Consider the following 25,679-nt stretch of genomic DNA (forward strand, 5'->3'; position numbering starts at 1 on the left):
CGTGCAAACACAATTCCCGAATTCGATTCAGGCGGGTATCAGCCTCCGAGTTGAGATCGCGACACCGGATTTTCCGGCTCCGGACTGGCAGGCTCGGGCCTATCTGCGTGGGCCATCCGTGATCGATCTGGTCGCTACAGCCGAGGGCTCGGCCCATCTGTTCTACAAGGGATATGCTGAAACTTCGAATTGGGTGGACGGGCTCTACGACTATTCGATCAAGGTGTTCGACAGCACCGATGCCTTCGAGATCGAGCGCGGGCAAACGCGGATCGCGATCGACAAGATGCTGGTCAACTCCACGTATGATGCCCGGCGCCATGAGCAACGTGTCCTCGATGCGGTGGAGGCGGTAATCGAGGGCCGCGCAACCAAAGACCAGGAAAGCTATACGATCAACGGTCGGACGCTGACCCGCACTCCCATCGCCGATCTCCTGAAGCTGCGCGACCATTATCGTGTCGAGGTTGCCAGGATGAGCAGGCCACGCGCGCGGCGGTTGCTGCGCCGACAGGTGAAGGTGCGGATGTAATGGCCTGGCCATTTTCCCGATCGACCGCCCCCGCAATCACGGCCGTGCGTGGTGAGCCAGATTTGCGGCGATCTACGATCCCTGCTGTGCCGCGACGGCGCAGCGGTCCAATCACCGTGCGGGCACGACGGTCTTACGATGCCGGAGAAACTGATCGGCTGACATCGAACTGGACCACCGTCCCGCTCACCGCAGACCAGGTGATCGACCGAAACCTGCGCCCGCTTGTCGCCCGGTCTCGCGACCAGGCGGCAAAGAACGATTATATGAAGGCGTTTCTGCGGCTGTGCGATCAGAACATTGTTGGCCATCGCGGCGTGATCCTTCAGGCACAAGCGAAAGATGACAACGGATCGCTCGACCGCAAGGCCAACGAAGCGATCGAGGCGTGGTGGAAGCTGTGGCAACGAGCTGAAAATTGCGACATCACCGGACGCCGCAGCTTCCGGATGATGTGCAAGACCGCCGTCCGAACTTGCGCCAAGGACGGCGAGTTCATGTTCCGCGAAATTCGGGGCAAAGTCGCGCCGATGGGATATGCCCTGCAGATCCTCGACCCGCAGCGCTGCCCCGTCGACTACAACGTCGAGCGTCTGCCCGGCGGCCGGTTTGTCCGGCAGGGCATCGAGTTCTCGCGCGAGGGCCGCCCGCTCGCCTATTTCTTCATGACATCCGACCCGGCGCATTCGGCCTACACCTACAACGGCCGCAGCCTCGAGCGGGTGCCGGCAAGCGAGATCATTCACGGTTTCCTTGAGGACATCGTCAACCAGCGCCGTGGCCTGCCCTGGGCAGCGACGGCGCTCTGGCGGCTGCATCAGCTCAATGGGTTTGAAAAGGCGGCTCTGATCAACGCAAAGACCGGCGCCAGCGTCGGTGGCTTCCTCGAATGGGAGAAGGACGAAGGTCCGGAACCAGATGAGGACGAAGACGACGAAGAGCTCTTTATCGAGGCCGAGGGTGGCGTGTTCCAGGAGCTGCCTCCTGGATTGAAGCACAAGGCGTTCGATTCCCGATATCCAAGCGGCGAGTTTGCCCCCTTCCACAAGGCCATGATCCGTGGCGCCGGCGCCGGCATGGGCGTCTCCTATGTCAGCCTCGCCAACGATCTCGAAGGCGTCAATTTCAGCTCGATCCGGCAGGGCGTTATCGACGAGCGCGAACACTGGATGGACCTGCAGGAGTGGCTGATCGAGACGCTGGTTGAACGGGCCTACCAGTCTGCGCTCAAACCCGCGCTCTTGATGGGTCTCGTCACCAACGGCCCTGTCCGCCTCCGGCCGGAGCGCATCGCCAAGTACTGTAATGTGTTCTGGCAGGGTCGCCGCTGGTCGTGGGTCGACCCACAGAAAGATATCCGCGCCGAGATCGAGGCCAAGGACAACCTGCTGGCCTCTCCCTCCGAGATCATACGCAAACAGGGCCGTGATCCGGAAACTGTCTGGCGCACCTTTGCCGCCGATATCGAAGCCATGCAAGCTGCCGGGGTTCCCGAAGAGTTCATCATGGCCACCCTGATCAAGGGCGCCGGTTCGCCCCCGGCCGCAACCAACCAAACCGAGGAGAACGAGGATGATCAAACGACTTAACGCCATGCGTTTGGTTGGTCAGGCGCTGACCCGCGCAATCACGCCCGAGCAGATCAACGACAACCGCGGCAATGGCCCCCTGCGTCGAACCGCAGAGGTGCGCAACGTCGACGAGGAGGCGCGCACGGTCGAGGTCGCGTTCAGCTCCGAGACGCCCGTGGCGCGGTGGTTTGGTGACGAAGTTCTGGACCATGGCACAGGCGCGATGGACGATACCCGGCTGCGCAATGGGGCAGCGGTCTTGTGGAACCATAACATGGATGTGCAGATCGGCGTGGTCGAAAGCGCCCGGGTCGATAGCGATCGGGTGGGCCGCGCGGTGCTGCGGTTCGGTCGTTCTCAGCGCGCCGAGGAGATCTGGGAGGATGTCGTCGACGGTGTGATCCGGCACGTCTCGGTCGGCTACTTCGTTCGCGCGATCACCACCGAGGAGCGTGACGGCGAGACCGACAAGGTGACGATCACCGAGTGGGAGCCCTATGAAATCTCGCTGGTCAGCGTTCCGGCGGACGCCAGCGTGGGTGTCGGACGGTCGGTGGGGGAACCGCCAGAGGAAGGCGGCGACGAGCCCGCCAATACTGAGCCGCAAAGGGAAACTGCCGAAACCGCCGAAACAAGAGGATCGGGCATGAAAACGAAAATTATTCGCAACGCCAACGGTGACCTGGTCCGGGCCAAGGTTGACGAGAACGGCGAGATCATCGAGGTGATCGAGATCCTCGAGCGTGCCTCGGAGACACAGGCGCTCGTCCAACGCGGCACTCAGGCCGAACAGCAGCGCACCGCCGATCTGCTGGAATTGGGCGAGCAGTATTCGGCCCAGAGCCTCGCGGCCGAGGCGATCCGCAACGGCACCAGCGTCGATGATTTCACGCGCTCGCTGCTCGACCACGTCGCCGGCAACGGCGGTAGCGCCCGCAGTGGTGGCAACCAGCCGCTTGACGATGATGCGGGCGTCATCGGCCTGACCGACGATGAAGCGCGCAGCTTCAGCTTCCTCCGTGCTTTCCGCGCATTGGCAAACCCGCATGATCGCCGGGCCCAGGAAGAAGCCGCGTTCGAGTTCGAGGCGTCCCGCGCCGCTGAACAGACCTCCAATCGCGAGGCCCAGGGCATCATGGTTCCCGCAGATGTTCTGCGGCGGGCGCTGAACACATCAACCAGTGGCAGCGCTGCCGGCGATACCGGTGGCGACTCGATCGCGTCGGACCTGATGGCGCAGTCGTTCATCGAGATGCTGCGCAACCGGTCTGTGCTACTCGGCATGGCGACGCCCATGGGCGGTCTGGTCGGCAACATTGACATTCCCGGCCAGGCATCCGGCGCGACCGGGTACTGGATCGGCGAGGACGACGATGCGCCGGAGGAAACGCAAGACCTGCGCCAGATCGGCCTGTCGCCGAAGACTGCCGCCGCCTATTCGGAAATCACCCGCAAGATGCTGCAGCAATCCTCGCTTGACGCTGAAGCGTTGGTTCGCCGTGATCTGGCGCGAGCACTGGCGCTGACCATGGATGCTGCAGGGTTCTACGGCACTGGTACTGCGAACCAGCCGCTGGGAATCAAGAACCTGACCGGCATCAATGCAGTGATCTTCGGTGCGGTACAGCCCACTTTCGCCGAGCTTGTACAACTCGAAACCGAGGTGTCCGCCGACAACGCGGACGTCGATTCGATGGCTTACATCGGCAACGCCAAATTCCGGGGCCATTGCAAGACGACCGAGAAATTCGGGGGCTCCAACGGCGCGACCATCTGGGAGCCCGGAGGTACAGTGAACGGCTACCGCGCCGAGATCACCAACCAGGTGATCGATGGCGACGTGTTCCACGGCAACTTTGCCGACATGATCGCCGCGATGTGGGGTGGGCTGGATCTGACGATCGACCCGTATTCCAACTCGAAAAAGGGTCGTTTGCGGATCGTTGCCTTCCAGGACATCGATTTTGCCTATCGCAATGTCGAGAGCTTCGCCTACGGCGCAGACGCACCGTAACCAGCACAGCCGGACGGTGATGAGGCCGCCCGGCACCCATCCAGTAGAGAGGAGACCGCTATGGCGGACAAACAGGTCAAGCTCAAGATCACCTCGGCCATCGCCATCGGGGGCCAAATCCAGCGGGCCGGCACGGTGGTTGCCGTATCCGAGGATGTTGCCAAGAACCTCCTGCACCGCGGTCGCGCAGAACTTGCCACTGCGGAGATGGCAACCGGCCCCGAGACCAAGGGCGGTGACGATGCCGGCAAGGTGAAGGGCGGCAAGAAGTAGGCGATGCCCCATCCGGCCTGGGAGGACCTCTCCGAGTTCTTCGACCCTGACGAGTTCGCGACCACCGCGACTATCAGACGGGACGGAGAAATCATCGGAGAGGTTCTCGGCATTTTCGACGATCCCAACCAGATCGCGGCGTTGGGAAATTACGAGCTCGACCACCCTACCCCCCGTCTGATCTGCCCGGAGACCGATATCGCCGACATTTCGCGGGGCGATGTCGCCACGATCGAAGGTCGCGATTTCGACATCATGCAAGAGCCCGAGTTGGACGGCACCGGCATCGCCACGTTGATCCTGGCCGAACCAAACGTGATCTACGATGCTGGGATTTGACATCGATGACGGCCGCCTGGAGGCAGTTGCCCGGGAATATGCCGCTACTCCGAAACAGGTCGAGCTTTCACAAGGACGCGCTCTGAAACGAACCGCCGGGACACTTCGCCGCCTGTCGTCGAAAGGTCTCAAGAGCGAGTTGGGTTTGCGAAATGCCACTGCCCTGCGCCGCCGGATAAAGGATTACCGAGTTGGCAAGGGCGGAAACGCTCTGAAACTCTGGTACGGTGCCAACGATCTGCCGGTTTCTGCCTTCAAGGGGCGTCCGCAACCGGTGACCGGCGGTGTCAAGTTCGGTTCGACGATGATCCACGGCGCGTTCTTCGCCCGGCTGGGCGGCAGGCGCCTGGTTATGCAGCGGCATGGCTCGAAGCGCTGGCAGATCGGCGAGGCCACTCTACCGGTGGCGGATCGCATGATGATCTACCTCGAGGACGAGGTGTTCGTGGACATCGACTCAATCTATTTCAAACATTTCCTCGCCGAAGTGAGGGCCCGCACAATTCTGGGGGTGGGATAATGGCTGATACTATCGATCTCGGGCTCGCATTGGACACGATCGTCGATCTGCTCGGGGCGGAGTTCAATTCGTTCAAGACAGTCGCAGCAGAGGACGAGAGCCGCACGAAGCTGGCGGTGCCTGCGATCATCGTGCAGCTTTCAGAACTCGAACCGGATCCCGACAAGGATCCCCATACCGGCCAGCTCCCCTGCCTGGTCCGGGTGGAGGCACGCATCGTGATGGGGCACCGGACGCCCAAGGTACGTCGCGAGGTGATCAAGGCGGCCGGGGCGGTGGCGGCCTTCGTCCACAGCAACCGCCTGGGCGTTCCGTGGGGCGCAGCCACGATCCTCGCTGTCGAGCCGGACGAGTTCGCTCCGCAGGCCGACCAGTTCGACATCTGGCGGATAGAATGGGCACACAGTGCCGATATCGGCCCCAGCTACTTTGTCGACGAGGGCGCCACGCCTGGTCAGATTCTCACGTCTTGGGCGCCCGCCATCGGCCCGGATCACGAAGCCGACTATGTTCCTGTCACCGAGGAGGGCTGATGTCGGATTACGCGACCTCGCAAATCATGCAGGCCCTTGAGCGCATGATCATAGTAGCCACCGTCACGCAACGGTCAGACGACAAGGTGAAGGTCAAGTGGCTAGACGGCGCCGAAAGCGACTGGCTCAGGCTTGCCCAACTTGGGTCCGGCGAACAGAAGTTCTGGATTCCACAGGGGCCCGGCGATCAGGTTGTGGTGCTATCGCCTGGCGGCGACACCACCAAGGGTGTCGTCTATCCCGGCCCGTTTGCCGGAGGGGTGCCAGCGGGGAATTTCGAAGGCACATTCACAGGAACCGGAGATGTGGTGGCAAGCGGCATCAGCCTGGTCGACCATGTGCATGGAGACGTTCAGCCAGGCGCCGCGGACACCGGTCAACCGAAGTAGCGCCGGGGGGAACCGCCAGAGGATTGCGCGCATTGTGCTGGCCAAGATGGCCGCATGTACGGGATCAGCGCCACCACTGGCCGGAAACTCGGCGGAATAGATCACCTTCGCCAGTCCATCCGGGATATCTTGACGACACCATTGGGGTCGCGCGTGATGCGCCGCGACTATGGTTCCCGTCTCTTTGACTTGATCGACACCCCTTATTCATCGGCAACGCGGCTCGCGATCATCGCGGCAACGGCCGAGGCGTTGATCACCTGGGAACCGCGCATCGAGGTCGAGGACGTCAAGCTTCGAACCTATGAGCCCGGACATATCATTATCGACCTCACCGGCCGCTATCTGCCCGATGGCCGCGAGGTCTCGATCGAGGGGATCGAGGTCGGATGAGCGCGTTTACCGCCATCAATCTGGACAAGCTGCCCGCGCCCGAAATTGTAGATCGGAAGGCGTTTGAAACGATTCTCGCCGAGGTGAAGGCATGGCTGATCGGCCGGGAGCCGACACTTGAACCGGTGCTGGCGCTCGAAAGCGAGCCGCTCTCAAAAGTGCTTGAGGCCTGGGCCTATCGCGAAATGCTGGTGCGCGCTGAAGTCGATGACGCGGCCCGCGGAAACATGCTCGCCTTTGCAACCGGCGCCCAGCTCGACCACCTGGCGACCTTCTACGGAGTAGAGCGACAGGTTGTGCAAGAGGCGGACGAGGACGCCGTCCCGCCGGTGCCAGAGATCCTCGAGGACGATGCGCGGTTTCGGCAACGCGTCCAGTTGGCGCCCGAAGGTATGACCACCGCTGGCTCCAGGGGTTCATATGTCTTCTGGGGGCTGGCCGCTTCGCCAAAGGTCAAGGATATCGATGTCGCCTCGGACACACCCGGCGAAGTGCAGATTACGGTGCTATCGACCGAGGGCGACGGAACGGCAGACGCCCCTCTTTTGGCTGCGGTTTCGGCGCAGCTGAACGACGATGAGGTTCGCCCGGTCTGCGACACAGTCGACGTCCAGGCGGCGACGATCACCGCCTACACGCTCGAGGCGGCGCTCACGCTTTACGAGGGGCCGGATTCGGAGGTTGTACGGCAGGCCGCAGAGGATGCCGTGACAGCCTATGTGATTGATCACCACCGGCTCGGGCATGACATTACCGTTTCCGGTCTACATGCGGCGCTGCACCAGGTTGGTGTTCAGAACGTGACGCTTACCAGCCCGGCTGCCGATATTATCGTTGCGGCCTCGGAAGCGGCCCATTGCACTTCGGTCACGGTCTCCGTCGGTGGATACGATGTCTGATCTGCCTACGCTTCTGCCACCCAACGCACAGCCCATCGAGTATGCCCTCGAACAGTTCTCGTCGCGCCAGGCGGGCCTGCCGCTACCAACCACGAAGCTCTGGAACGTGGATAGCTGCCCGGCGACCCTCTTGCCGTGGCTGGCCTGGGCGCTCTCGGTCGATAACTGGGATGCGTCCTGGCCAGAAGGGACGAAGCGTGCAGCTGTGGCCGCGTCGATCGAAATCCACCGCAGGAAAGGATCGGTCGCGTCCGTGCGCGATGCGATTGCGGCCTTCGGATTTGGCGTGGCGGCAATCGTCGAAGGCTGGGGTGGCTACATCTATGACGGAACACTCACCTACGACGGTGCCGAGACCTATGGCGCCCCCGATCACTGGGCCGAGTACCGCGTCTATCTGGTCAGGCCGATCACCATTGCGCAGGCTGAGCAGCTGCGCGCGATCCTGAAGAACGTCGCCCCAGCGCGATGCCACCTGGCCGGCCTCCACTTCACGGAGGTTGCCCACACTTATGACGGCACCATCGATTACGACGGCGCCTATTCCTATGGAGTTGCCTGATGGCAGATTTGACCGAGACACCCATCTGGCCGGCGGGAATATTCCAGCTGGAAAACACCGATCCGGTAATGGCTGGCGTACCGAACAGGGCAACCCGCGTCGGCGGCCCAAACATCGGTCTCCAGGAAACCGCCAATCGCACGAGCTTTCTGAAGTCCTTGATCTCCGGTGCGCACCGGACGGTGCAAGCGATTTCGAACGATCCGCCCGGCGTGCCGGTGGCGGGTGTGGTCTGGGTCATTGGCGACACTCCGACCGGGGCGTGGGCCGGACGTGACGGCGAAGTTGCAATCTGGAGCGGGGATGCCTGGCTGATTACCGCACCGCCGAACGGTATGACGATTACCGACGCTGCCGGTGACGACTGGCGATGGAATCAGACTGGTGGGGTGTGGTTGCCCTGGCAGGCCACCGACGCCCGACCCGGGCCCGTCCGCCTGGCCACCGCCACTGAGGCGCTGCACGGCGAGGCCAATGATCTGGCGGTCACACCTGCAACATTGGCAGCGGCCATGGGGCTGAGCAGCGCCGGCCTGCCGCTCTATCTCGAACTGTCGAACGCCGGCGAAACCGATCAGGTCGTTCCCGAAGACGTCTACACCCGCTGCGAGAACATGGTGGTCAAGGGTGGCAACGCGGGCACCCTGTGGGATGGCGCGCGATTCACCGTCGATGCTTCGTCGCTGGGTGTCTACGGCGTCGTGAACGCGATCAACCTTGCTGGTGAAACTTCCGAACAGGGGCAGACCAGGAAGAACGGCACGACCATCGCCGACTACTTTATGGGCTCCACCACCGGCGGCGGGAACGTTGTGACGTTGACGAATTTCGCGCTCATGACGACACCCGGCGACTACATCGAATTCTACCACCGCCATGCCTCTGGCGAGGCCAAGATCAACAGCGGTTCCAGGGCGCAATTCTACCGCCTTCTGCCCTACACACCACCTGCATAAGAGGTCGCCATGTCCATTGAGATCGAGGTTTCACCCGAGCTTCACGCCACCGCCGCGCGCCTGTTGCGCGAAGCAGGTTTTGAGTTGCTGCAGATTTCCGGTCGCACCATCGTTCTGGCCCAGGGCGAGGCGTCTGCGGCATATTCCGCGCTTGCGCAACTGGAAGCCGAGGCCGCGACCGATCAGTTCAAGAGTGCCAAGGCGGAAGCCTTGTCAGAGGCGCAACGGTCTGCGGTCGAACTGCGCGAGGGAATTGCTGGCTCCGCCACATTGCAGCGCGCCATCGCGTGGGCAGTGAAAATGCCATATGCGATGATGTGGATGGCGCACGAAGCCGCCGGCGCTGACCCTACCGGGCCATTCGCCGCGATTGCTGCAATTGCCAGAGACGCATTTCAGATCGAGGCTGATATCACCGGCGAAACTGCCGAAGATGTCCGCGATCGGGCGCTCACGATGAATGCCGATTTGTTCAAGGCAACCCAGCGCGTCGAGGGCATGGAGCGATTGGCGGAAACGCAAATTGCAGCCGCAGAAACCCCCGAAGCGCTGGGCGATGCCGTCAGTCAGATCGGCGCGTTGGAGGCGCAAATCGTCACCACTCTCGAACAGCTGAACGACTAGCACCTGACCCGCACAACAGAGGACTGACCAATGTCTGCAAAATCCAACTATGCCGAAACGCTGGCGCTGACGTTCCTGCTCACCACAGACCCGGTGACGCGCCCGACAGCCTGGTATGTCGCGCTGCACACCGGCGCACCGGGCGAGGACGGCACGAATGCTGAACTGGCCGGCAACGGCTATACCCGCCAGGCCGCCACCTTCAGCGTCACCGGTGACGCCGCCACCAATGACGCGCAAATCCTGTTTGGCCCCGCCACGGCCAGTTGGGGCAGCGTCAGTCATTTCTCGGTGTGGGACGCCAACAGCGCAGGCAATTGCCTCTACCAGGGTGCGCTCGACGAGACCAAGAGCTACGGCATCAATGACGAGGTGAAGTTCCCGCCCGCCGCTCTCGTCATCAACGAGGCCTGACCATGGCCACCCTGAGCCAGTTTCCCCACGTCATGGATCGCTGCGTGCGGTCCGTGATCTCGGCGGCCGAGGCCCTGCGCCGTGTGCGTGACGGCAGCGGAGATCTATCGATGCGCGATCTTCACGCCGTGCAGCAGGGGCTGCGGTCGTCCAAATACCAGACGTTTCAAGTGTTGACCGAGGCCGCGAAAGCGCCCGGTCCGGCCGAGGCTTACATGGCCTCGGTCAATGGCCCCTTGTCGATCGCCGCGTTCCAGGCACAGGCGGTCGTTCTGGAATCCGCTTCGGCGGCCTGGAACGCGCGGCTCGATGCGATGATCGCCACCCTGACCGGGCCGGAGGTGCTCGGGCTGGTGATCCACGATCACGAGGGGATCCAGACCAAGGGGCTGGCCTATGCGACCGCCATACCGGCGGCCAAGGCGGCGCCACTGCGATCCTGCGCGGAGCTGGCCGCGCTGATCACGGAATTCGAGGCCGTCGGCGCCTGATATGTCGGTCGTCGGCCGCAGCCTCTATTCGGCATCCGCCGCGCCCAATACCGGCCTGCACTCGGCTGCGGTCATTCCGGGGCTGGGGGCGGGTGCCGCGTTTTCCGCATATTTTGCGGTCTACAGCACAGGCACCAACAACTACCGGTCCATCTGGGCCAACCAGGACGGCGACTGCCAGATATTCGTGGTCAGCGGCGATTTGCGGGTGCGATACGGCAACTCCGGCAGCAGCTCAGGCGCGGCGGTCGCACTGCCCCTGAATGAGTGGTGCTTTGTTGCGTGCAGGTTCGGCCTTAATTTCGACGGCACATATGATGCTTCTGTCGAGATCTACCGGACAGGCGACGACTCGACAGGCACCGCATCGCACAACACATCATCGGTAGCGTCGTCTATCGAGGGCGATGAAGTGCATTATGTGCTGGCCGATGACCCCGGAGGTTCCGGTGGCGTATCTGACGATGGGTTCCAGGCCTATCTTTTCGGCTTCGCTCTCGTGGATGGCCTGTGGAGCCTGGACGAGCTGGGCTGCGACACGTCGATCGGTGAAGCGAAGGTGTTCGACGCGGCCGCCGAAGCGGCACTGATCTATGCCCTGCGGGGTGAAGACGAAGCCAACCCGGGAGCAGACAACTCCGGCAATGGAAATCACTTCGACGTCGAAAATGGTGGTGTGGTTCTGTCGGAGATCATGTTGCCGCCGGGGGCATCGGTTCCGAGCAGCGGCGGGACGACATATGACGCGACGGCCAGTGCGACTGGTGCAGGCACGGCAACGCTTGCCGCGACCAGAGTAAGGTCAGTTTCCGGGGCTGCAACCGGGGCCGCATCAGCGGGATTGAGCGGAACGCCAGTCAAGTCAGCCAGCGCCACGGCGGCGGGATCGAGCGCCGCGACCGCTTCGGCTACAAGAGTGCGGCGGGGATCTGGTTCAGCGGTTGGCGGCAGCACCGCAAGTCTGGTCGCAACGGTGATCAAGGCGGCGGCCGGCGCGGCATTCGCAACATCTCTGGCGGCAGCGGATGCCACGGCTGTTCGCAATGTAACGGGAACGATTGGCGGCGGTTCAGCCGCGACCATGAGCATTGGCGATGTTCCACAGCAGGCCAGCGGGACCGCGGCGGGGGCATCGAGCGCCGCGCTGTCGGCCATTGCCGTCAGGTCTGTGACAGCGACGGCAATCGGGGCGGCCGCCGCTTCGGCCGATGCGGTCGCGATCCGCAGGGCCACTGCCACGGTCACTGGCTCATCCACCGCCAGCCTCGCCCCAGACACCGAAGCGAAGCTTGTTTCGGCCACGGCTACCGGCGGCGGCAGCGCCCAGGTCAGTGCGCAGCGTGTCCGCCGCGCCGCCGCGCAGACAGCAGGCGAAGGAACCGCGACAGCCTCGCCCTATCGCACAGTCGCTCTGGCGGCCCATGCCGGGGGCGGAGCAGCGGCCCTGGCCTCACCAAGCCTGATCGCCACGGCCCGGGCAACGGCGGCAGGATCATCGTCTGCGGTGCTAGCGGTCGGCGATGGCATCGACGGCCGCGCGGCCCGCGTCGGCGGCATCACCCAGCGCACGGAGCTGGCACTCAGCCGAAATCGCTGGCGTTTGCAGAGGAGGTAGACATGGCGGATTTTTACATCAAACAGGGCGACACCAGACCGGCACTGGAAGCGGTGCTGATGGATGCGAAAGGAAATCCGGTGGATCTGACCGGCGCCACCGCCCGGCTGCACCTGGCGCGCAATGGCAAGGTCGTTGTCGATGCTCCCTGCATCATCGTGGATGCCCCGGCCGGTCTGGTTCGCTACCAATGGGCTGTTGGTGATACTGATCAGCCCGGCGCCTACGCCGCCGAGATCGAGGTCACCGACGCCGGCGGCGGCGTGGAGACGTGCCCAAACAACCGTCATTGGTTGATCGAGGTAGTGAGTGATATCGCCTGATTTTGTCTGGTCTCACGGGCTAGATTCTACTGCTTTTGCACCAGAAGAATGAACTTGTCCAAATAGTCTCTAAGGACAATGTGCGGCACATCTCGCGCGTTATCTATTCCCCAAGTTGTGTCGAATCCCTTGGAAAATTGATCGCGGTATTTTTCGGGCTTTGCGCCGTTGGTGATAACGAACTCCCAAAGCGATGAGATCACCGAAGCTGAACGCTTGAAGGTATCTTTCTTGTCTTCATCGAGCATATCGCTACTGATGCCGTAGAATGCCCGCACCTCGCCCACTGTGAGGTTGCCATCCAGAGCTTTCCGTTCCATTGCCGGTTCGGCGAAGCGGAACAGGATCATTGAGCTCAGAGCTTCGCCCCATCCCCATGCCGATCGAGAGAAGACGCTGGATTTCACTAACGCCAGTCTGCTCAGGATTTGGTTCATATCGCGCATCGTGAGCGATTGCGATCCGGCAACCAAATCCAGATGTCGGTCGAAAATCTCGATCGTCTTTGAGCCAATTCCCATTCTCGTGGCCATTTGGTGGAAATAGCTCATGACAAACGGCTTGTTGTTGTGGTCGTTTGAGTTTTCAGGGAGTTGCAGAGAAATCGAGATGAATTTGCGTAGATACCGATCAGCGTCTATCCCGGTTCCGTAACGTGCCCTGACGCTGTGCCCGAGGGCTTCGAGGCTGACACCGAGCACAAAATGGACGTTGGGTACCGAGAAGAAGTGCTTGATGATTTCCAGGAGTGCCAGCGCGTAGTCCGGGCGGCAGCGGTCGAGTTCATCCACGACCACGACAAGCGGAACTGGATCTTCGTGTTCCATAACCCCCGTGTTGGTCAACTCGACCAAGGCAGCACGAAACTGCTCCATCGCGGCTCGCTTGCCATCCTCGCGTGACCAGAAAGCCCTTGTGGCTGCTTCAATCTCTTTGCTGGTCGCCTCAACTGCGGCGTCCATAACAGGTCCAGCAAATTCTGTTGCCCCGCCGGTGGCGGCAGCCAACCCGATACGGACGACCGGTCTTGTAAGCCTGGCAGCCGCCTTCTTCACCTTGGACCAAGCCTTCGTCTCGTCCTTCTGGGGAAGGCGATCACCAATTACGCCCGTTAGGGCGATTAACGGATCATCCATGAAATCATGAGCAAAGGCGTCGAAATAGACTGTGTTCGCGCGGCCATCGTTTTCGAGCCTGTGAGCTCCTACCCAACGTTTCAGAAACCACGTCTTGCCACTGCCCCATCCACCATCAAGTGCAACGACAAGCGGGTCCTCGACTCTTTCCACAAGGTCTGAGAGAGACTTGCCCGTTTCGATCCGACTAAACGGATCGGCGGCGCCAAAGCCGGTCTCGTAGAGGTCTATCTCGGGATCGGGCGGATGGAGCTTCATGTCATTTTCTTTCGACTTGTCGACCTTTGCGACAGTAACCCCGCCGCCTACGGCCACGACCTGTAGCAACTGCAGCGGGGGAACCGCCAGAGGAATAAGCCCGGGCCCGGTGGAATGCTCTGCCCAAGAGCACCGCCGAAAACGAGGTCAGCATGCCCGCATCCTTCCTTCACGGCGTCGAGGTTATCGAAATCGACGCAGGCCCCCGTCCGATCCAGACGGTCAAATCCTCGGTGATCGGTATCGTGGGCACCGCCCCCGACGCTGATGCCCAGGCCTTTCCGCTCGACACACCCGTCCTGGTCGCAGGCTCGCGCAAAGAGGCCGCGGGGCTAGACACAGTGGGCACCGGCAATGGCACCCTCCCCGCCGCGCTGGACGGCATCTTCGATCAGATCGGGGCCGTGGTAATTGTCGTCCGCGTCGAGGAAGGTGCCGACGAAACGGAAACGATTGCAAACGTGGTCGGTGGCGTGAACGCCGGCGACGGGAACCTCGAGGGTGTCCATGCCCTCGTGGGGGCCGAGAGCGTGGTCGGATATTCCCCTCGTGTCCTGATTGCGCCCGGCTTCACTCACCAGCGTCCCGGCGAGCTGGCAAACCCGGTTGTGGCCGAACTGCAGGGTATCGCCGATCGCTTGCGCGCCGTCATCGTTGCAGACGGCCCGAACACCACTGACGCTGCCGCCTACACCGCAGCAGGCGACTTCGGGTCCGACCGGATCTACATGGTCGATCCCTGGCACAAGGTGATGGTTGGTGAAACCGTGGTCGATCAACCCCCCTCTGCGCGTGTCGCCGGACTGATCGCCAAGGTCGACAACGAAACCGGGTTCTGGGCCTCTCCGTCCAACCATCTGATCAGCGGCATCATCGGTACCAGCCGCCCTGTCGATTTCAAGCTCGGCGATGCCACATCCCGCGCCAACCTGCTGAACGAGAACAAGGTCGCCACCACGATCCGGCAGAACGGATATCGCCTGTGGGGCAACCGGTCGCTGACCGCCGATACCAAGTGGGTGTTCCTGAGTGTCCGCCGCACCGCGGATATCATCAACGATTCGCTGCTGCGCGCGCATCTGTGGGCCGTCGATCGCGGCATCACGAAAACCTACGTCGAGGACGTCGAGGAAGGCGTGAACGCCTATCTCCGCGACCTCGTCGCAATGGGGGCAATCCTGGGCGGCAAATGCTGGGCCGACCCAGACCTCAACTCGGCTGCAAACATCCAGCTCGGCAAGGTCTTCTTCAACTTCGACTTCACGCCGATCTACCCGGCCGAGCACATCACGTTCCAGTCGCATCTCGTCAACGACTACATCCAGGAGGTCTTTAACTGATGGCTGCCGAGGACATTCTCAAGTATCTGAACCTGATCGTCGACGGCCGTGGCTATGCCGGCAAGATCGAGGAATACAATCCCCCCGATCTCACCGTCTCGACCGAAGAGTTCCGCGGCGGCGGCATGGACGCGCCGATCGACATCGACATGGGCCAGGAGAAGATGACCTGCTCCTTCGTCCTTACGTCCTACGACGCCGACGTGCTGGCGCTCTGGGGCGTAAAGATCGGCGCCCCGTTCCAGCTCACCGCCCGTGGTTCGCTCGAGAACCTGGACGGTGCCACAACCCCCGTCGCCCATCACATGCACGGCAAGATGATTTCGCTTGCCCGTGGCACCTGGGGTTCCGGCAACAAACCGTCGCTGACCTGCACCGTGAGCCTGCGCTACTACCGCGAGGTCCACGGCCAACGGACGATCAACGAAATCGACGTCATCAACCTGGTGCGTGTCATCAACGGTGTCGATCAGCTCGCCGAACATCGCGCCAACATCGGCCTGTAAGGAGGGATACGTATGAACGAGGGGAATAAATGGATTGTCGAGCACGATGACGGCTCGGTAACCGTGAAATTCGACGATCGGCCGTTGATGATCGACGGGACCGAGGTCAAAAGCCTGTTGATGCGCGAACCGACGGTCAATGACCAACTGATCGCCGACAAGGGTACGAGCAGCTCACCCGAGGGCGAGATCGCGCTCATCGCCAACCTTTGCGAAATCGCGCCGGAAACGGTGCGTGGAATCACGATGCGGCAGTATCGGCGCCTGCAGGACGCTCTCACGGGTTTTATGGGCTGACCCGTAAACAAGTCCGGGCGGGGGCTCTTCGGCTCGCCCGGCACACCGGATGGGCCGAGGCAGAGATCATGGCCATGCCGGTCAGCCGCTTCATCTGGTGGATAGAAGGCCTGCCGAAGAATGAGCAGTAAGAACCAACGTCTCAAGGCCACGATCACGATTGGTTCGGTTCTCGACCAATCGGTGAAACGCAATGTCGGCTTCCTGAAATCGGGACTCAACCAGGTCGGCAACTCGATCAAGGAAGTCGAGCGCCGACAGCGCGAGCTGGACCGGCAGAGGAACGTCCTGAAGCGACAGGGCAAGTCGGTCGAACACCTCAATCGCGAATACGAGCAGCTCGAGCGGCAGCTTCGGGACCTGCGTCGCGCCCAGGAACGGTGGAACCGCGCCGCAGCCGCTTCCCGGCGCGTCGGTTCTACGTTCAGCAGAATGACGGCCGATATCGGGCGAAATGCCCGCCGACTCGCAATCGGGGCCGGCCTCGCGGGCGGCGCCATCTTCGGGCTGGCGGCTTCGACAGCCGAGCTGGGCGACAATGCAGCCAAGACCGCCGACAAGCTGGGAATTGGCATCGAGGAACTGCAAGAGCTGCGCTATGCAGCCGAGCGGTCGGGCGTCAGTACCGCTGCCTTCGACACCGCGCTCGAGAAAATGCAGAAGAACCTGGGCGAAGCTGCCACGGGAACCGGCACGGCAAAGGATGCGCTCGAGCAGCTGGGTCTGTCGGCCGAACAGCTGATCACGATGACGCCTGAAGACGCGCTGGGCGTGATCGCGGACCGCATGGGCAGCGTCGAAACCGCCGCCGAACGAGCTGCGATTGCCAACGACATCTTTGGTCGCTCGGGCGTCGGGATGATCAATATGCTGCGAGGCGGTGCGCGCGGACTGGACCAGCTGCGCGAGGCGGCGCGGCGCACAGGCTACGTGCTATCCGAACAGGCCGCCCGTGACGCCGAGGTGTTTCAGGATCAGCTGTTGGACACAAAGCTGGTCATGGCAGGCCTGAAAAACACCGTCGGCTCGGAATTGATGCCGGTGATCACTGGCTCCATGCGCCGCATTGGCGATGCTCTGGTCGCCAACCGAACCGATGTTCAGCGGTGGGCCAAGTCCTTTGCCGGTGGCGTCGAGCGCGCGCTGCCTCTCATTGGCGAGGTTGCCACCGGTCTCGGGAGGGTCACGTCGAAGGTATGGGGGCTGGCCGAAAGCACCGCGAGAATGGTCGGTGGTTGGGAAAATTTCGGCATCATGATCGGAGCGGTGCTGGCCTCGAGGACGGTGGTCCGGGTCGCGCAGTTCGGTGCCGCCGTGTTCAGCCTGGGCAAAGCGATGCTCGCCCTTACCACCACGACGCCGCTGGTTGTCGGCGGTATCCGTGCCATCGGGGCCGCGCTCATCGCGAACCCGATCGGTCTCGCAATCGCTGCAATCGCTGGCGGGGCCTTTCTGATCTACCAGAATTGGGAGAACGTCGGACCCTGGTTCATAGATCGCTGGAACGATGTGCGCACCACATTTGGCGGCTTCGCTGATTTCGTCGGAGGCGTGTTCACCGGCGATCTCGGCCGCGCCTGGGATGGTGTCAAGGCAACATGGAGCGGTGCCAATGCGTTCTGGCAAGGCATCTGGGACGGTGTCGGCGCGGTGTTCAAGGCGGCATGGTTCAACGTCATCAAGCCGGTCACAGATGCATTGGGCATCACAGAGCCCATCGAGCGGGCCTGGAGCACGCTTCAATCCGGTATCGACACAGTTCTCGGAGCCATCGGCGATGTGTTCGATACCGTCTGGGCGAATACCATCAAGCCGGTGATTGACGGGCTCGGTTCGGTCGAGAGCGTCGGCGCAGCCTGGGAAGAGATGAAAACCGCGCTGGGCTCGGTACTCGACTGGATCGGCAGCAAGTTCGAATGGCTGGACACCATCATCACGCCGGTTATCGACGGTCTGCGCTGGGCCAAGGACAAGGGCGGCGGTGTGCTGCGTGCGTTGGGTCTTGGCGACGACGACGAAAAAGGCGACGCGGCGCAGGGAAAGGCGCTGGGCGGGGCATTTCGGCCCGGATGGCTGTTGACGGGCGAACGTGGGCCCGAGCTCAAGTTCGAAAACCGGTCCGGCTATGTCGCCAACAACCGGGCCCTGCGCCAACTCGCCGGTTATGCCGACCGTGCCGGTTCCCTGTTCTCGCCGCCCCGGATCAACGAGCGGAGCGCGGGACGTGCCGCACAGGTCGAAGCGCTGTTTGCGCGAGCAGCTGTCCCGGCGCGCGCTCAGTCGGCCGCTAACCAGGTGACCCAGCATATCACCTACACGATCAACGCCGCCGGCGCGTCGGCCGAGGACGTGATCCGGCTTGTCGAACGCAAGAGCCGCATGGCGGCCGGTAACGGGCTCTTCGATCGGGCGCCCGCAACCGGGCCGTATGGGAGGTAGCTATGGCCGAGGTCATGATGCAGCTCGGGTTCTTCCAGTTCTCGATCGACAACGCCACCTATCAGCGCCTCAGCCGTTCGACCGAGTACCGCTGGTCGCGGCAGGCACGAATCGGCACGAACGACGCGCTGCAATTCACCGGCCTGGGGCCCGAGACGATCGAGCTGGAGGGTGTGATCTATCCACATTTTCGCGGCGGCCTCGGCCAGGTCGACAAGATGCGCATTCAGGCAAGCATCGGGATCCCGCTGCCGCTGGTTTCCGGTTTGGGCCGGGTGCTGGGGCTTTGGGTGGTCGAGGCAATTTCCGAAGGCCAGGAGGTATTTGCGGCGCAGGGTATCCCGCACCGGCAGGATTTCACGATGAGGATGGCACGATATGACGGCGGTCTCCGAACTCTCCTACGTTTCATCTGACGGCGACGTGCTCGACGCGATCGTGGCGGCGCATTACGGCGACATCCTCGATGGCAAAGTCGAGGCGGTTCTCGCCGCCAACCCGGGCCTTGCGGCGCTGGGCGCGGTCCTGGAAGCCGGGGTGCGGATCACCCTGCCCGATCTCAGCACCAGCGAACGCGTGGAGACCGAAGCGCTATGGGGCTGACCGATTTTCGACCGTTCGTTCGGATCACCATCAACGGGACGCCAATTTCCGGATTTGTGTTTTCCCAGCTGACTTCGGTGATCGTCACCGATACCGCTGGCTTCGAATCCGATACCGCAACGATCACCTTTGCCAATGCGTCCCCGCTCGCTCGCTTTGCGATGCCCGAACCTGGCGCCGAGGTCGAGATCGCGCTCGGCTATCTGGGCCAATTCAAGAGCATGGGGCTCTACATCGCGGACGAGGTAGAGGAATCCTCGCCGCCGCGTCAGATCACGGCCGTGTGCCGGGCAAAGGCGCAGGGCGCAACCAAGGGAGGCTACGCGCCCATCAACCAGCAGAAGACACGTAGCTGGGCCGCTGGTCTTACGCTGAGGTCGATTACCGAAACCATCGCCGGAGAGAACGGGCTTGATCCGGGGATCACCGAGGCCGCGGCAAAGATCGTGCCAGGCCATATCGATCAGATCGACGAAAGCGACCTCTCGGTGCTGACGCGTGTCGCGCTGGCGCACGACCTGCTGGCAAAGCCAGCCGGCGGCGTCCTGTTCGTCGGCCGCCGCGCAGACGCGATCAAGGCCTCTGGTGAAGCCACGCCAACGATATCGCTGATCGAACCCGATGTGACACGATGGGCGGTGCGGCGAAGTTTCAGCGAGGCCACGGGAACGGTAATCGCCACCTATCGTGATCTCGACCAGGGCGAGGACATCGAGGTCAAGATCGGAGACAAGGAACCGGTCAGACGGCTACGGCAGCGGTTTCGTTCAGAACAGGAAGCCCGGGCAGCCGCCAATGCTGAAAGCCGCCGCGCCGGCCGCGCCAAGGAAACGCTCGATATCGAGTTGCCGGGGAATCCGAGCATCATGGCCGAAGCCAAGATTGTCCCGCGCCTGTTCAGCTCGGCCGCGGCCGGTGAGTGGATTGTGGAAACGGCCACGCATGAGGTCGACGAAGGCGGTTACCGGACCACAATCAAGGCGCAACGCCCGGAATAGGGAAGCCGCCAGAGGGATTTACTCGCGCCGCCGGGCATGTTGGCACTGCGTAACCTCTGTGGATCCGCCATGTCACTGTTCACTTATCGTGCTCGGCTGAGCGAAACGTCGAAAACCCACCCGATCTACGACGCTGACACCGTCCGGCTGGTCGCAGACCTCGGCTTTGGTCTGCTATCGGAACTCGGCCCGTGTCGGCTCTACGGAATCGATGCGCCGGAAATGCGTGGCGCTGATCGGCCCGCCGGTATCGCCGCCCGCGATTTCCTTCGGGCCCTGATCGCGCCAGGACAGTGGTTCACAATCAGAACCTTCAGGGACGAAAAGGGCAAGTACGGCCGCTATCTCTGTGAAATCATCCTGGCGGACGGGACCAACGTGAATGAGCTGTTGGTGGAATCCGGTCATGCAGTCACGCGGGAATATTGAAGGTGACGGTTATCGAGTGGTTCAAGACATTGTGGCCGGTGGCGGTAGTTCTTGCCGCATTTGGGATCCGGTTGGAGGTCGGTCAGGCGCTGGGCAAACAACGGCATCGGCAGATCGAGAAAGACATTCAGAACGCGGAACGTGCGAATGAAAAGGCTGTTGATGGCCTTCACTCCCGCCTGTCCCGCCACGAGACCGAAACCAACCGATACCTGACCGAAATTCGCGACGATATTAAGAAGCTTCTCTCGCGAGAATCCTGAAGCGTGTGGCGGCGTTTCCGCACCAGAATCCCGAGCATCAAGAAGTCCGCCGCACAAAGTGGGGCGAGATTTCAAATGGCGCCGCCGGATTGCAAATCCGGTCCCGCTGTAAGAAACGCAAAGCTCTGGTCCCACGTTTTTGCTTTGTTTCTGCTATGTCCTTGGGACCAAGAAACACTATCCCACCAAAAAAACAGAACTTTATGGGGACTGTAACTCCCTCGCGGAGACGCACGCTTGGTTCGATTCCAAGGTCGCCCACCATTTCCCCCCTTTCGTTGCAGCATCTGCCGGCCCCCATGCGGCACGGCAGGATCCGGCGGTTCGCCATCCGTCAGCGCGGCATCGGGTTTCTTGCCTTGTTGTAGGGCTTCCAGTCGGTGATCTCGGGGTAATACATCTCGCGCCAGCGGCGGACGCGCGGGTTCATCACGCGGCGCCACAGCGGCGGGATCATCGCGGCGACGGTCATCACCGGATAGCCGTAGGGCAGTTGCGGCGCCTGCGCATCCGCATAGTTCTGCAGCAGCGGAAACCGCCGGTCGGGGCGATAATGGTGGTCGGAATGGCGCTGCAGGTTGATCAGCAGCCAGTTCGATGCCTTGTGAGCCGCGTTCCAGGAATGATGCGGTTTGACATGTTCATATGTCCCGTCGCCCAGGTATTTGCGGGTCAGCCCGTAATGTTCGACATAGTTCACCAGTTCGAGTTGCCAGACCGCCGTCCCCGCCTGCACCAGGAACAGCGCCAGCCCGCCCCATCCGCCCAGCGCCAGCGCCAGCGCCAGCATCACCGCCTGCAATGCCCAGTAGCGGAAGAACGGGTTGGCGGGATCGGTCCAGGGGCGGTCCTTGCGCGCCAGCTTTTCCTTTTCCGCCCGGAAGGACGACCGCAGGCTCTGGCGCAGCACGCGGGGGTAGAAGCGGTGAAAGCCCTCGTTGTAGCGCGCGGTGACCGGGTCGCGCGGCGTGCCCACATGGCGGTGATGCACCAGCAGATGCTCGGAGCGGAAATGCGAATACAGCACCATCGCCAGCAACAGGTCCGCCAGCCAGCGTTCGAGCCGGCTGCGCTGGTGCATCAGTTCGTGGCTGTAATTGATGCCGATGGTTCCGGTCAGCACGCCCATGCCAAAGAACACCATGACCTTTTCCAGCACCGACAGGTGGCCGGTATGGGTCACATACCAGATCAGCCCGAACAGGCTGAGCGCCTGGACCGGCACCCAGATCATGGTCAGCGTGGAATACCACCGCAGGTCATCATCCGGCGTCTGCGGGTCGGCATTTTCCAGGTTCAGGCCGAACACCCCGTCGAGCGCGGCAAAGAGATACCAGGTCGCCAGCGGCGCCAGCAGCACGGTCCAGCCGCCCGCACAGGCACCGATCCAGACCAGCGGCAGCAGCAGGAGGGATACCCAGAAGGGCAGCGCGCTCTGCCAGCGGGACAGGGTTTCAGGGGCGATCATCCGGCACCTCGCGTTGATTTCCGGCACAGTCTATCAGGTTTCCGCCCTGCCCCAAGGGGACGGCTGGTCGCGCCACAGGTCAAAGACCTTGCGCATCACCGTGGGCAGATCCGAAGGCCGGAACTCGGCGGCGGACAGGAACGCGCCGCGCCGTGCCGTGCTGGTCTCTGGCACCTCGGCCGCGCGCACCGCCAGCCGCAGGTGGAAATGGGTGAAGGTATGGCGCACCTCGCCCGGCAGGTCGCGCCAGTCCGCCTCGAGCGGCGGCGCGTCGGCCGGGTTGTCGCCCCAGTCCGAACCGGGCCAGCCCAGCATGCCGCCCAGCAGCCCGCTGTCGGGCCGGCGTTCCAGCAACAGCGCCCCGTCCATCCGACGGGCCACATAGACGACGCCGCGCCGGACGGGTTTGGGGGTTTTCGGGCTGCGGCGCGGCAGCGCCGCGGCGATCCCGGTGGCACGGGCGGCGCAGCGCGGGCGCAGCGGGCAGATGCCGCAGGCGGGGGATTTCGGCGTGCAGATGGTCGCACCCAGGTCCATGACCGCCTGCGCGTAGTCGCCGGGACGGACCTTCGGCGTCAGTCCGGCGGCATGGGCCCGCAGCGCGGATTTGGCCGCGGGCAGCGGTGTCTCGACGGCAAACAGCCGCGCCATCACCCGTTCCACATTGCCGTCGACCACCGTTTCCGGCCGGTCAAAGGCGATCGCGGCGATGGCCGCCGCCGTGTAGGGGCCGATCCCCGGCAGATCGCGCAGCGCCTCGGCGGTATCGGGAAACCGCCCGCCCAGATCACCGGCAACCACGCGGGCGCATTTCAGCAGGTTGCGGGCGCGCGCGTAATATCCCAGCCCGGCCCATTCCCCCATCACCCGCGCATCGTCGGCGGCCGCCAGGTCCCCGACCGTGGGCCAGAGAGCGGTGAACCGCTCGTAATAGCCCCTGACCGCGGCCACGGTGGTCTGTTGCAGCATCACCTCGGACAGCCAGACCCGGTAGGGATCGGGCCGGATGCCGCGGGCGCGGTCGGCCGGGCCGACGCGCCAGGGCAGATCGCGGGCGTGGCGGTCATACCAGCCCAGCAGGATGTGCGCGGTTTCATGGCCGGTCACGGCATCGTCACGCATGTTTTATGTCATCCCCGTGCCGGTTTCGCTGGCGCCCGTCGCACCGCCGCCTAAGATACAAGCAACCGCAGGGGACACCAGCGATGAAACGGGCCGGTCACAGGCGCAACTCCACCACGCGCGGATTCAAGCGCACGTCGAACCTGCTGGGTGAACGCATCCGCAAGGCGGGCGAGAGCCGTGGCTTTGCCGTGTCGCGTCTGCTGACCCACTGGGAAGAAATCGCCGGCGCCGATATCGCCGCCGTCGCGCGGCCGGTCAAGGTCGGCTATGCGCGGGGCGGCTTTGGCGCCACCCTGACGGTGCTGACCACCGGGGCGCAGGCGCCGCTGCTGGAGATGCAGAAGGAACGGCTGCGCGAACGGGTGAACGCGGTCTATGGCTACAACGCCATCGCCCGGGTGCAGATCACCCAGACCGCGCCCACCGGCTTTGCCGAAGGCCAGGCGCAGTTCACGCCGAAACCGGCCGCCGACCCCGCGACCGCACCCGAAACCCGGCGCCTGGCGGCCGAAACCGCCGCGCCCGTGCAGGACGGTGATCTGCGCGACGCCCTTGAACGTCTGGGCCGCAACGTCCTATCCAGAAACCGAAACTGAAAAAGAGGCATCCATGATCCGCCCGGTTGCGCTGCTGATCGCAGCAACCCTTTTCGCCCTGTCCACCCTCGCGGTGGCCAGCCTTTCCCCGAACGCCGCCCAGGCCCAGGAAACCGACAGCGCGTCCATCGTCGAGATGACGCAGGGCGCGGCCGACGCGCCGGTGACGATCATCGAATACGCCTCGTTCACCTGCCCGCATTGCGCCACGTTTCACCTCGAGACCTATCCCCGGCTCAAGGCCGACTACATCGACACCGGCAAGGTGCGGCTGATCTATCGCGAGGTCTATTTCGACCGTTTCGGCCTGTGGGCCTCGATGATCGCGCGCTGCGGCGGGCCCGAGAAGTTCTTTGGCATCTCCGAACTGATCTACAAGGGCCAGAAGGACTGGACCAGCGCCGGCGGGCCGACCGAGATCGTCGATGAACTGCGCAAGATCGGACGGCTGGCCGGGCTCGACAACGACACGCTCGAAGCCTGCCTGCAGGACGGCGACCGGGCGCAGGCGCTCGTGACCTGGTATCAGGACAACGCCAAGGCCGACAACATCACCGCCACGCCCAGCTTCATCATGAACGGCGAACCGGTGTCGAACCAGTCCTATGCGGATTTCTCGGCGGTGATCGACGCGGAACTGGCCAGGCAATGACCGCCCCGCTCGCCGGGCTGAAGGTCGTCGAACTGGCCCGGATCCTGGCCGGCCCCTGGGCCGGTCAGACATTGTCGGACCTGGGCGCCGAGGTGATCAAGGTTGAGGCGCCCGCGGGCGACGACACCCGCAGCTGGGGCCCGCCCTTCATCACCCGCGACGATGACGTGTCGGCCGCCTATTACCATTCCTGCAACCGGGGCAAGGCGTCGGTCATCGCCGATTTCTCGACGCCCGAGGGGCAGCAGAAGGTGCGCGACCTGGTCGCTGACGCGGATATCCTGATCGAGAATTTCAAGGTCGGCGGGCTGAAGAAATACGGGCTGGACTACCCCAGCCTCAGCGCCCTGAATCCCGGCCTGATCTACTGTTCGATCACCGGGTTCGGGCAGGATGGCCCCTATGCCCACCGGCCCGGATACGATTTCGTCATCCAGGGCATGTCGGGGCTGATGTCGATCACCGGCGCCCCCGAAGGCCAGCCGCAAAAGGCCGGCGTGGCGGTCTGCGACGTGTTTACCGGCATCTATTCGGTATCGGCCATCCTGGCGGCGCTGCACCAGCGCCACGGCACCGGGCGCGGCCAGCATATCGACATGGCGCTGCTCGACGTGTCTGTGGCGATCACCGCCAACCAGGCGTTGAACTACCTGGCCACCGGCACCGCGCCGGGGCGCATGGGCAATGCGCATATGAACCTCACGCCCTACGAGGTGTTCGACTGCGCCGACGGCTACCTGATCATCGCAACCGGGAACGACCGCCAGTATCAGAGCCTGTGCCGGGTCCTGGGGCTGGACGCGCTGGCCCGGGACCCCCGGTTCCTGCGTAACAAGGACCGGCTGGCCAACCGGGACGATCTGCGCCGGCGCATCAACGAGGTGACCGCGCAATGGGCGAGGACCGATCTCCAGGCCGCCTGCGAACAGGCCGGCGTGCCGGTGGGACCGATCAATGACCTGGCCGATGTCATGACCGATCCGCAGGTCCGGTCGCGCGGGATGCAGATCGAACTGGACGGGGTTCCGGGGGTGCGCTCGCCATTCCGGTTCTCAGACGCCGAGCTGACCCTGCACCGCCCCGCCCCCAAACTGGGCGAAGACGACCCCGCCTGACCCGGC

The 25,679-nt window shown here is 63.2% G+C and carries 32 protein-coding genes; 29 read left to right on the forward strand and 3 right to left on the reverse strand.

Going from position 1 to position 25,679, the window contains the following annotated elements:
- Nucleotide 1 precedes the first annotated feature (1 nt).
- The 17 genes from C6Y53_RS06485 to C6Y53_RS06560 are packed head-to-tail and all read left to right on the forward strand — an operon-like array spanning nt 2 to nt 12,448.
- Nucleotides 2-532, forward strand: coding sequence for a hypothetical protein (locus C6Y53_RS06485; protein ID WP_149615472.1), 531 nt, complete (start codon nt 2-4; stop codon nt 530-532).
- Nucleotides 532-2,121, forward strand: coding sequence for a phage portal protein (locus C6Y53_RS06490; protein ID WP_106471696.1), 1,590 nt, complete (start codon nt 532-534; stop codon nt 2,119-2,121). Before C6Y53_RS06485 ends, C6Y53_RS06490 begins: the two co-directional genes overlap by 1 nt.
- Nucleotides 2,105-4,117, forward strand: coding sequence for a phage major capsid protein (locus C6Y53_RS06495; protein ID WP_244614954.1), 2,013 nt, complete (start codon nt 2,105-2,107; stop codon nt 4,115-4,117). The genes C6Y53_RS06490 and C6Y53_RS06495 overlap by 17 nt, the downstream gene beginning before the upstream one ends.
- 60 nt (nt 4,118-4,177) lie before the next feature.
- Nucleotides 4,178-4,390 carry a hypothetical protein gene (locus tag C6Y53_RS06500; RefSeq protein ID WP_106471698.1) on the forward strand — a complete coding sequence of 71 codons (213 nt, stop codon included), beginning with the start codon at nt 4,178-4,180 and terminating at the stop codon, nt 4,388-4,390.
- Nucleotides 4,391-4,393: 3 nt separating this feature from the next.
- Nucleotides 4,394-4,729 (forward strand): head-tail joining protein, encoded by a 336-nt coding sequence (locus C6Y53_RS06505; RefSeq protein WP_106471699.1) that lies wholly within the window; start codon nt 4,394-4,396, stop codon nt 4,727-4,729.
- On the forward strand, nt 4,716-5,249 hold the full coding sequence (locus tag C6Y53_RS06510) for a phage tail protein (protein ID WP_149615473.1): 534 nt from the start codon (nt 4,716-4,718) through the stop codon (nt 5,247-5,249). Before C6Y53_RS06505 ends, C6Y53_RS06510 begins: the two co-directional genes overlap by 14 nt.
- Complete coding sequence (locus tag C6Y53_RS20975; protein WP_211299481.1) at nt 5,249-5,782, forward strand: hypothetical protein; 534 nt, start codon at nt 5,249-5,251, stop codon at nt 5,780-5,782. Before C6Y53_RS06510 ends, C6Y53_RS20975 begins: the two co-directional genes overlap by 1 nt.
- The gene (locus C6Y53_RS06515; protein ID WP_211299482.1) at nt 5,782-6,171 is read left to right on the forward strand and encodes a phage baseplate assembly protein V; all 390 of its coding nucleotides are present in this window, start codon (nt 5,782-5,784) and stop codon (nt 6,169-6,171) included. The genes C6Y53_RS20975 and C6Y53_RS06515 overlap by 1 nt, the downstream gene beginning before the upstream one ends.
- A 54-nt stretch (nt 6,172-6,225) precedes the next feature.
- The gene (locus C6Y53_RS06520) at nt 6,226-6,564 is read left to right on the forward strand and encodes a GPW/gp25 family protein (protein WP_106471702.1); all 339 of its coding nucleotides are present in this window, start codon (nt 6,226-6,228) and stop codon (nt 6,562-6,564) included.
- Nucleotides 6,561-7,463 (forward strand): baseplate assembly protein, encoded by a 903-nt coding sequence (locus tag C6Y53_RS06525; protein WP_106471703.1) that lies wholly within the window; start codon nt 6,561-6,563, stop codon nt 7,461-7,463. The genes C6Y53_RS06520 and C6Y53_RS06525 overlap by 4 nt, the downstream gene beginning before the upstream one ends.
- On the forward strand, nt 7,456-8,025 hold the full coding sequence (locus C6Y53_RS06530; protein WP_244614955.1) for a phage tail protein I: 570 nt from the start codon (nt 7,456-7,458) through the stop codon (nt 8,023-8,025). Before C6Y53_RS06525 ends, C6Y53_RS06530 begins: the two co-directional genes overlap by 8 nt.
- Nucleotides 8,025-8,981 carry a DUF2793 domain-containing protein gene (locus tag C6Y53_RS06535; RefSeq protein ID WP_106471704.1) on the forward strand — a complete coding sequence of 319 codons (957 nt, stop codon included), beginning with the start codon at nt 8,025-8,027 and terminating at the stop codon, nt 8,979-8,981. Before C6Y53_RS06530 ends, C6Y53_RS06535 begins: the two co-directional genes overlap by 1 nt.
- 9 nt (nt 8,982-8,990) lie before the next feature.
- Nucleotides 8,991-9,605, forward strand: coding sequence for a hypothetical protein (locus tag C6Y53_RS06540; protein ID WP_106471705.1), 615 nt, complete (start codon nt 8,991-8,993; stop codon nt 9,603-9,605).
- Nucleotides 9,606-9,635: 30 nt separating this feature from the next.
- A complete protein-coding gene (locus C6Y53_RS06545; protein WP_106471706.1) occupies nt 9,636-10,019 on the forward strand; it encodes a phage tail fiber protein in 384 nt (127 codons plus the stop codon).
- A 2-nt stretch (nt 10,020-10,021) separates the two neighbouring features.
- Nucleotides 10,022-10,510 (forward strand): hypothetical protein, encoded by a 489-nt coding sequence (locus C6Y53_RS06550; protein ID WP_106471707.1) that lies wholly within the window; start codon nt 10,022-10,024, stop codon nt 10,508-10,510.
- Nucleotide 10,511: 1 nt separating this feature from the next.
- Nucleotides 10,512-12,125, forward strand: coding sequence for a hypothetical protein (locus tag C6Y53_RS06555; RefSeq protein WP_106471708.1), 1,614 nt, complete (start codon nt 10,512-10,514; stop codon nt 12,123-12,125).
- A 2-nt stretch (nt 12,126-12,127) separates the two neighbouring features.
- Nucleotides 12,128-12,448, forward strand: a complete 321-nt coding sequence (locus tag C6Y53_RS06560) for a BppU family phage baseplate upper protein (protein WP_106471709.1) — start codon at nt 12,128-12,130, stop codon at nt 12,446-12,448.
- A gap of 26 nt (nt 12,449-12,474) precedes the next feature.
- Here the strand turns inward: C6Y53_RS06560 and C6Y53_RS06565 are convergent, their stop codons facing one another.
- Nucleotides 12,475-13,842: a KAP family P-loop NTPase fold protein gene (locus C6Y53_RS06565; RefSeq protein ID WP_149615474.1), complete on the reverse strand. Its 1,368-nt coding sequence runs from the start codon at nt 13,840-13,842 to the stop codon at nt 12,475-12,477.
- A 152-nt stretch (nt 13,843-13,994) separates the two neighbouring features.
- On the opposite strand from C6Y53_RS06565, the gene C6Y53_RS06570 reads away from it, so the two are divergent.
- From C6Y53_RS06570 to C6Y53_RS06615, 9 genes are all read left to right on the forward strand, one after another.
- Nucleotides 13,995-15,182, forward strand: coding sequence for a phage tail sheath subtilisin-like domain-containing protein (locus C6Y53_RS06570; RefSeq protein WP_106471711.1), 1,188 nt, complete (start codon nt 13,995-13,997; stop codon nt 15,180-15,182).
- Entirely contained in the window at nt 15,182-15,688 is a 507-nt protein-coding gene (locus tag C6Y53_RS06575) for a phage major tail tube protein (protein ID WP_106471712.1), read from the forward strand. The genes C6Y53_RS06570 and C6Y53_RS06575 overlap by 1 nt, the downstream gene beginning before the upstream one ends.
- A 12-nt stretch (nt 15,689-15,700) precedes the next feature.
- Nucleotides 15,701-15,985: a phage tail assembly protein gene (locus C6Y53_RS06580; protein ID WP_106471713.1), complete on the forward strand. Its 285-nt coding sequence runs from the start codon at nt 15,701-15,703 to the stop codon at nt 15,983-15,985.
- A gap of 120 nt (nt 15,986-16,105) precedes the next feature.
- Complete coding sequence (locus C6Y53_RS06590; protein WP_106471714.1) at nt 16,106-18,424, forward strand: phage tail tape measure protein; 2,319 nt, start codon at nt 16,106-16,108, stop codon at nt 18,422-18,424.
- Nucleotides 18,425-18,426: 2 nt separating this feature from the next.
- Nucleotides 18,427-18,840, forward strand: coding sequence for a phage tail protein (locus C6Y53_RS06595; RefSeq protein WP_106471715.1), 414 nt, complete (start codon nt 18,427-18,429; stop codon nt 18,838-18,840).
- Entirely contained in the window at nt 18,803-19,027 is a 225-nt protein-coding gene (locus C6Y53_RS06600) for a tail protein X (protein ID WP_106471716.1), read from the forward strand. Before C6Y53_RS06595 ends, C6Y53_RS06600 begins: the two co-directional genes overlap by 38 nt.
- On the forward strand, nt 19,018-20,025 hold the full coding sequence (locus tag C6Y53_RS06605) for a phage late control D family protein (protein WP_106471717.1): 1,008 nt from the start codon (nt 19,018-19,020) through the stop codon (nt 20,023-20,025). Before C6Y53_RS06600 ends, C6Y53_RS06605 begins: the two co-directional genes overlap by 10 nt.
- 69 nt (nt 20,026-20,094) lie before the next feature.
- Complete coding sequence (locus tag C6Y53_RS06610; RefSeq protein WP_106471718.1) at nt 20,095-20,454, forward strand: thermonuclease family protein; 360 nt, start codon at nt 20,095-20,097, stop codon at nt 20,452-20,454.
- Nucleotides 20,455-20,456: 2 nt separating this feature from the next.
- Complete coding sequence (locus C6Y53_RS06615) at nt 20,457-20,717, forward strand: hypothetical protein (protein WP_149615476.1); 261 nt, start codon at nt 20,457-20,459, stop codon at nt 20,715-20,717.
- 334 nt (nt 20,718-21,051) lie between these two features.
- Here the strand turns inward: C6Y53_RS06615 and C6Y53_RS06620 are convergent, their stop codons facing one another.
- Both C6Y53_RS06620 and mutY read right to left on the reverse strand, forming a co-directional pair.
- The gene (locus C6Y53_RS06620; protein WP_106471720.1) at nt 21,052-22,185 is read right to left on the reverse strand and encodes an alkane 1-monooxygenase; all 1,134 of its coding nucleotides are present in this window, start codon (nt 22,183-22,185) and stop codon (nt 21,052-21,054) included.
- A 33-nt stretch (nt 22,186-22,218) separates the two neighbouring features.
- Nucleotides 22,219-23,307, reverse strand: coding sequence for an A/G-specific adenine glycosylase (mutY, locus tag C6Y53_RS06625; RefSeq protein WP_106471721.1), 1,089 nt, complete (start codon nt 23,305-23,307; stop codon nt 22,219-22,221).
- A gap of 83 nt (nt 23,308-23,390) precedes the next feature.
- Between mutY and C6Y53_RS06630 the strand changes: the two genes are divergently transcribed.
- Genes C6Y53_RS06630 through C6Y53_RS06640 form a run of 3 tightly spaced genes read left to right on the forward strand, consistent with a single transcriptional unit; the run spans nt 23,391 to nt 25,673 of the window.
- Nucleotides 23,391-23,906, forward strand: a complete 516-nt coding sequence (locus C6Y53_RS06630; RefSeq protein ID WP_106471722.1) for a DUF721 domain-containing protein — start codon at nt 23,391-23,393, stop codon at nt 23,904-23,906.
- Nucleotides 23,907-23,919: 13 nt separating this feature from the next.
- On the forward strand, nt 23,920-24,558 hold the full coding sequence (locus C6Y53_RS06635; RefSeq protein ID WP_106471723.1) for a DsbA family protein: 639 nt from the start codon (nt 23,920-23,922) through the stop codon (nt 24,556-24,558).
- Nucleotides 24,555-25,673, forward strand: a complete 1,119-nt coding sequence (locus tag C6Y53_RS06640) for a CaiB/BaiF CoA transferase family protein (RefSeq protein WP_106471724.1) — start codon at nt 24,555-24,557, stop codon at nt 25,671-25,673. The genes C6Y53_RS06635 and C6Y53_RS06640 overlap by 4 nt, the downstream gene beginning before the upstream one ends.
- Nucleotides 25,674-25,679: the final 6 nt, after the last annotated feature.

This window comes from Pukyongiella litopenaei (assembly GCF_003008555.2).
Taxonomy (GTDB): Bacteria; Pseudomonadota; Alphaproteobacteria; order Rhodobacterales; family Rhodobacteraceae; genus Pukyongiella; species Pukyongiella litopenaei.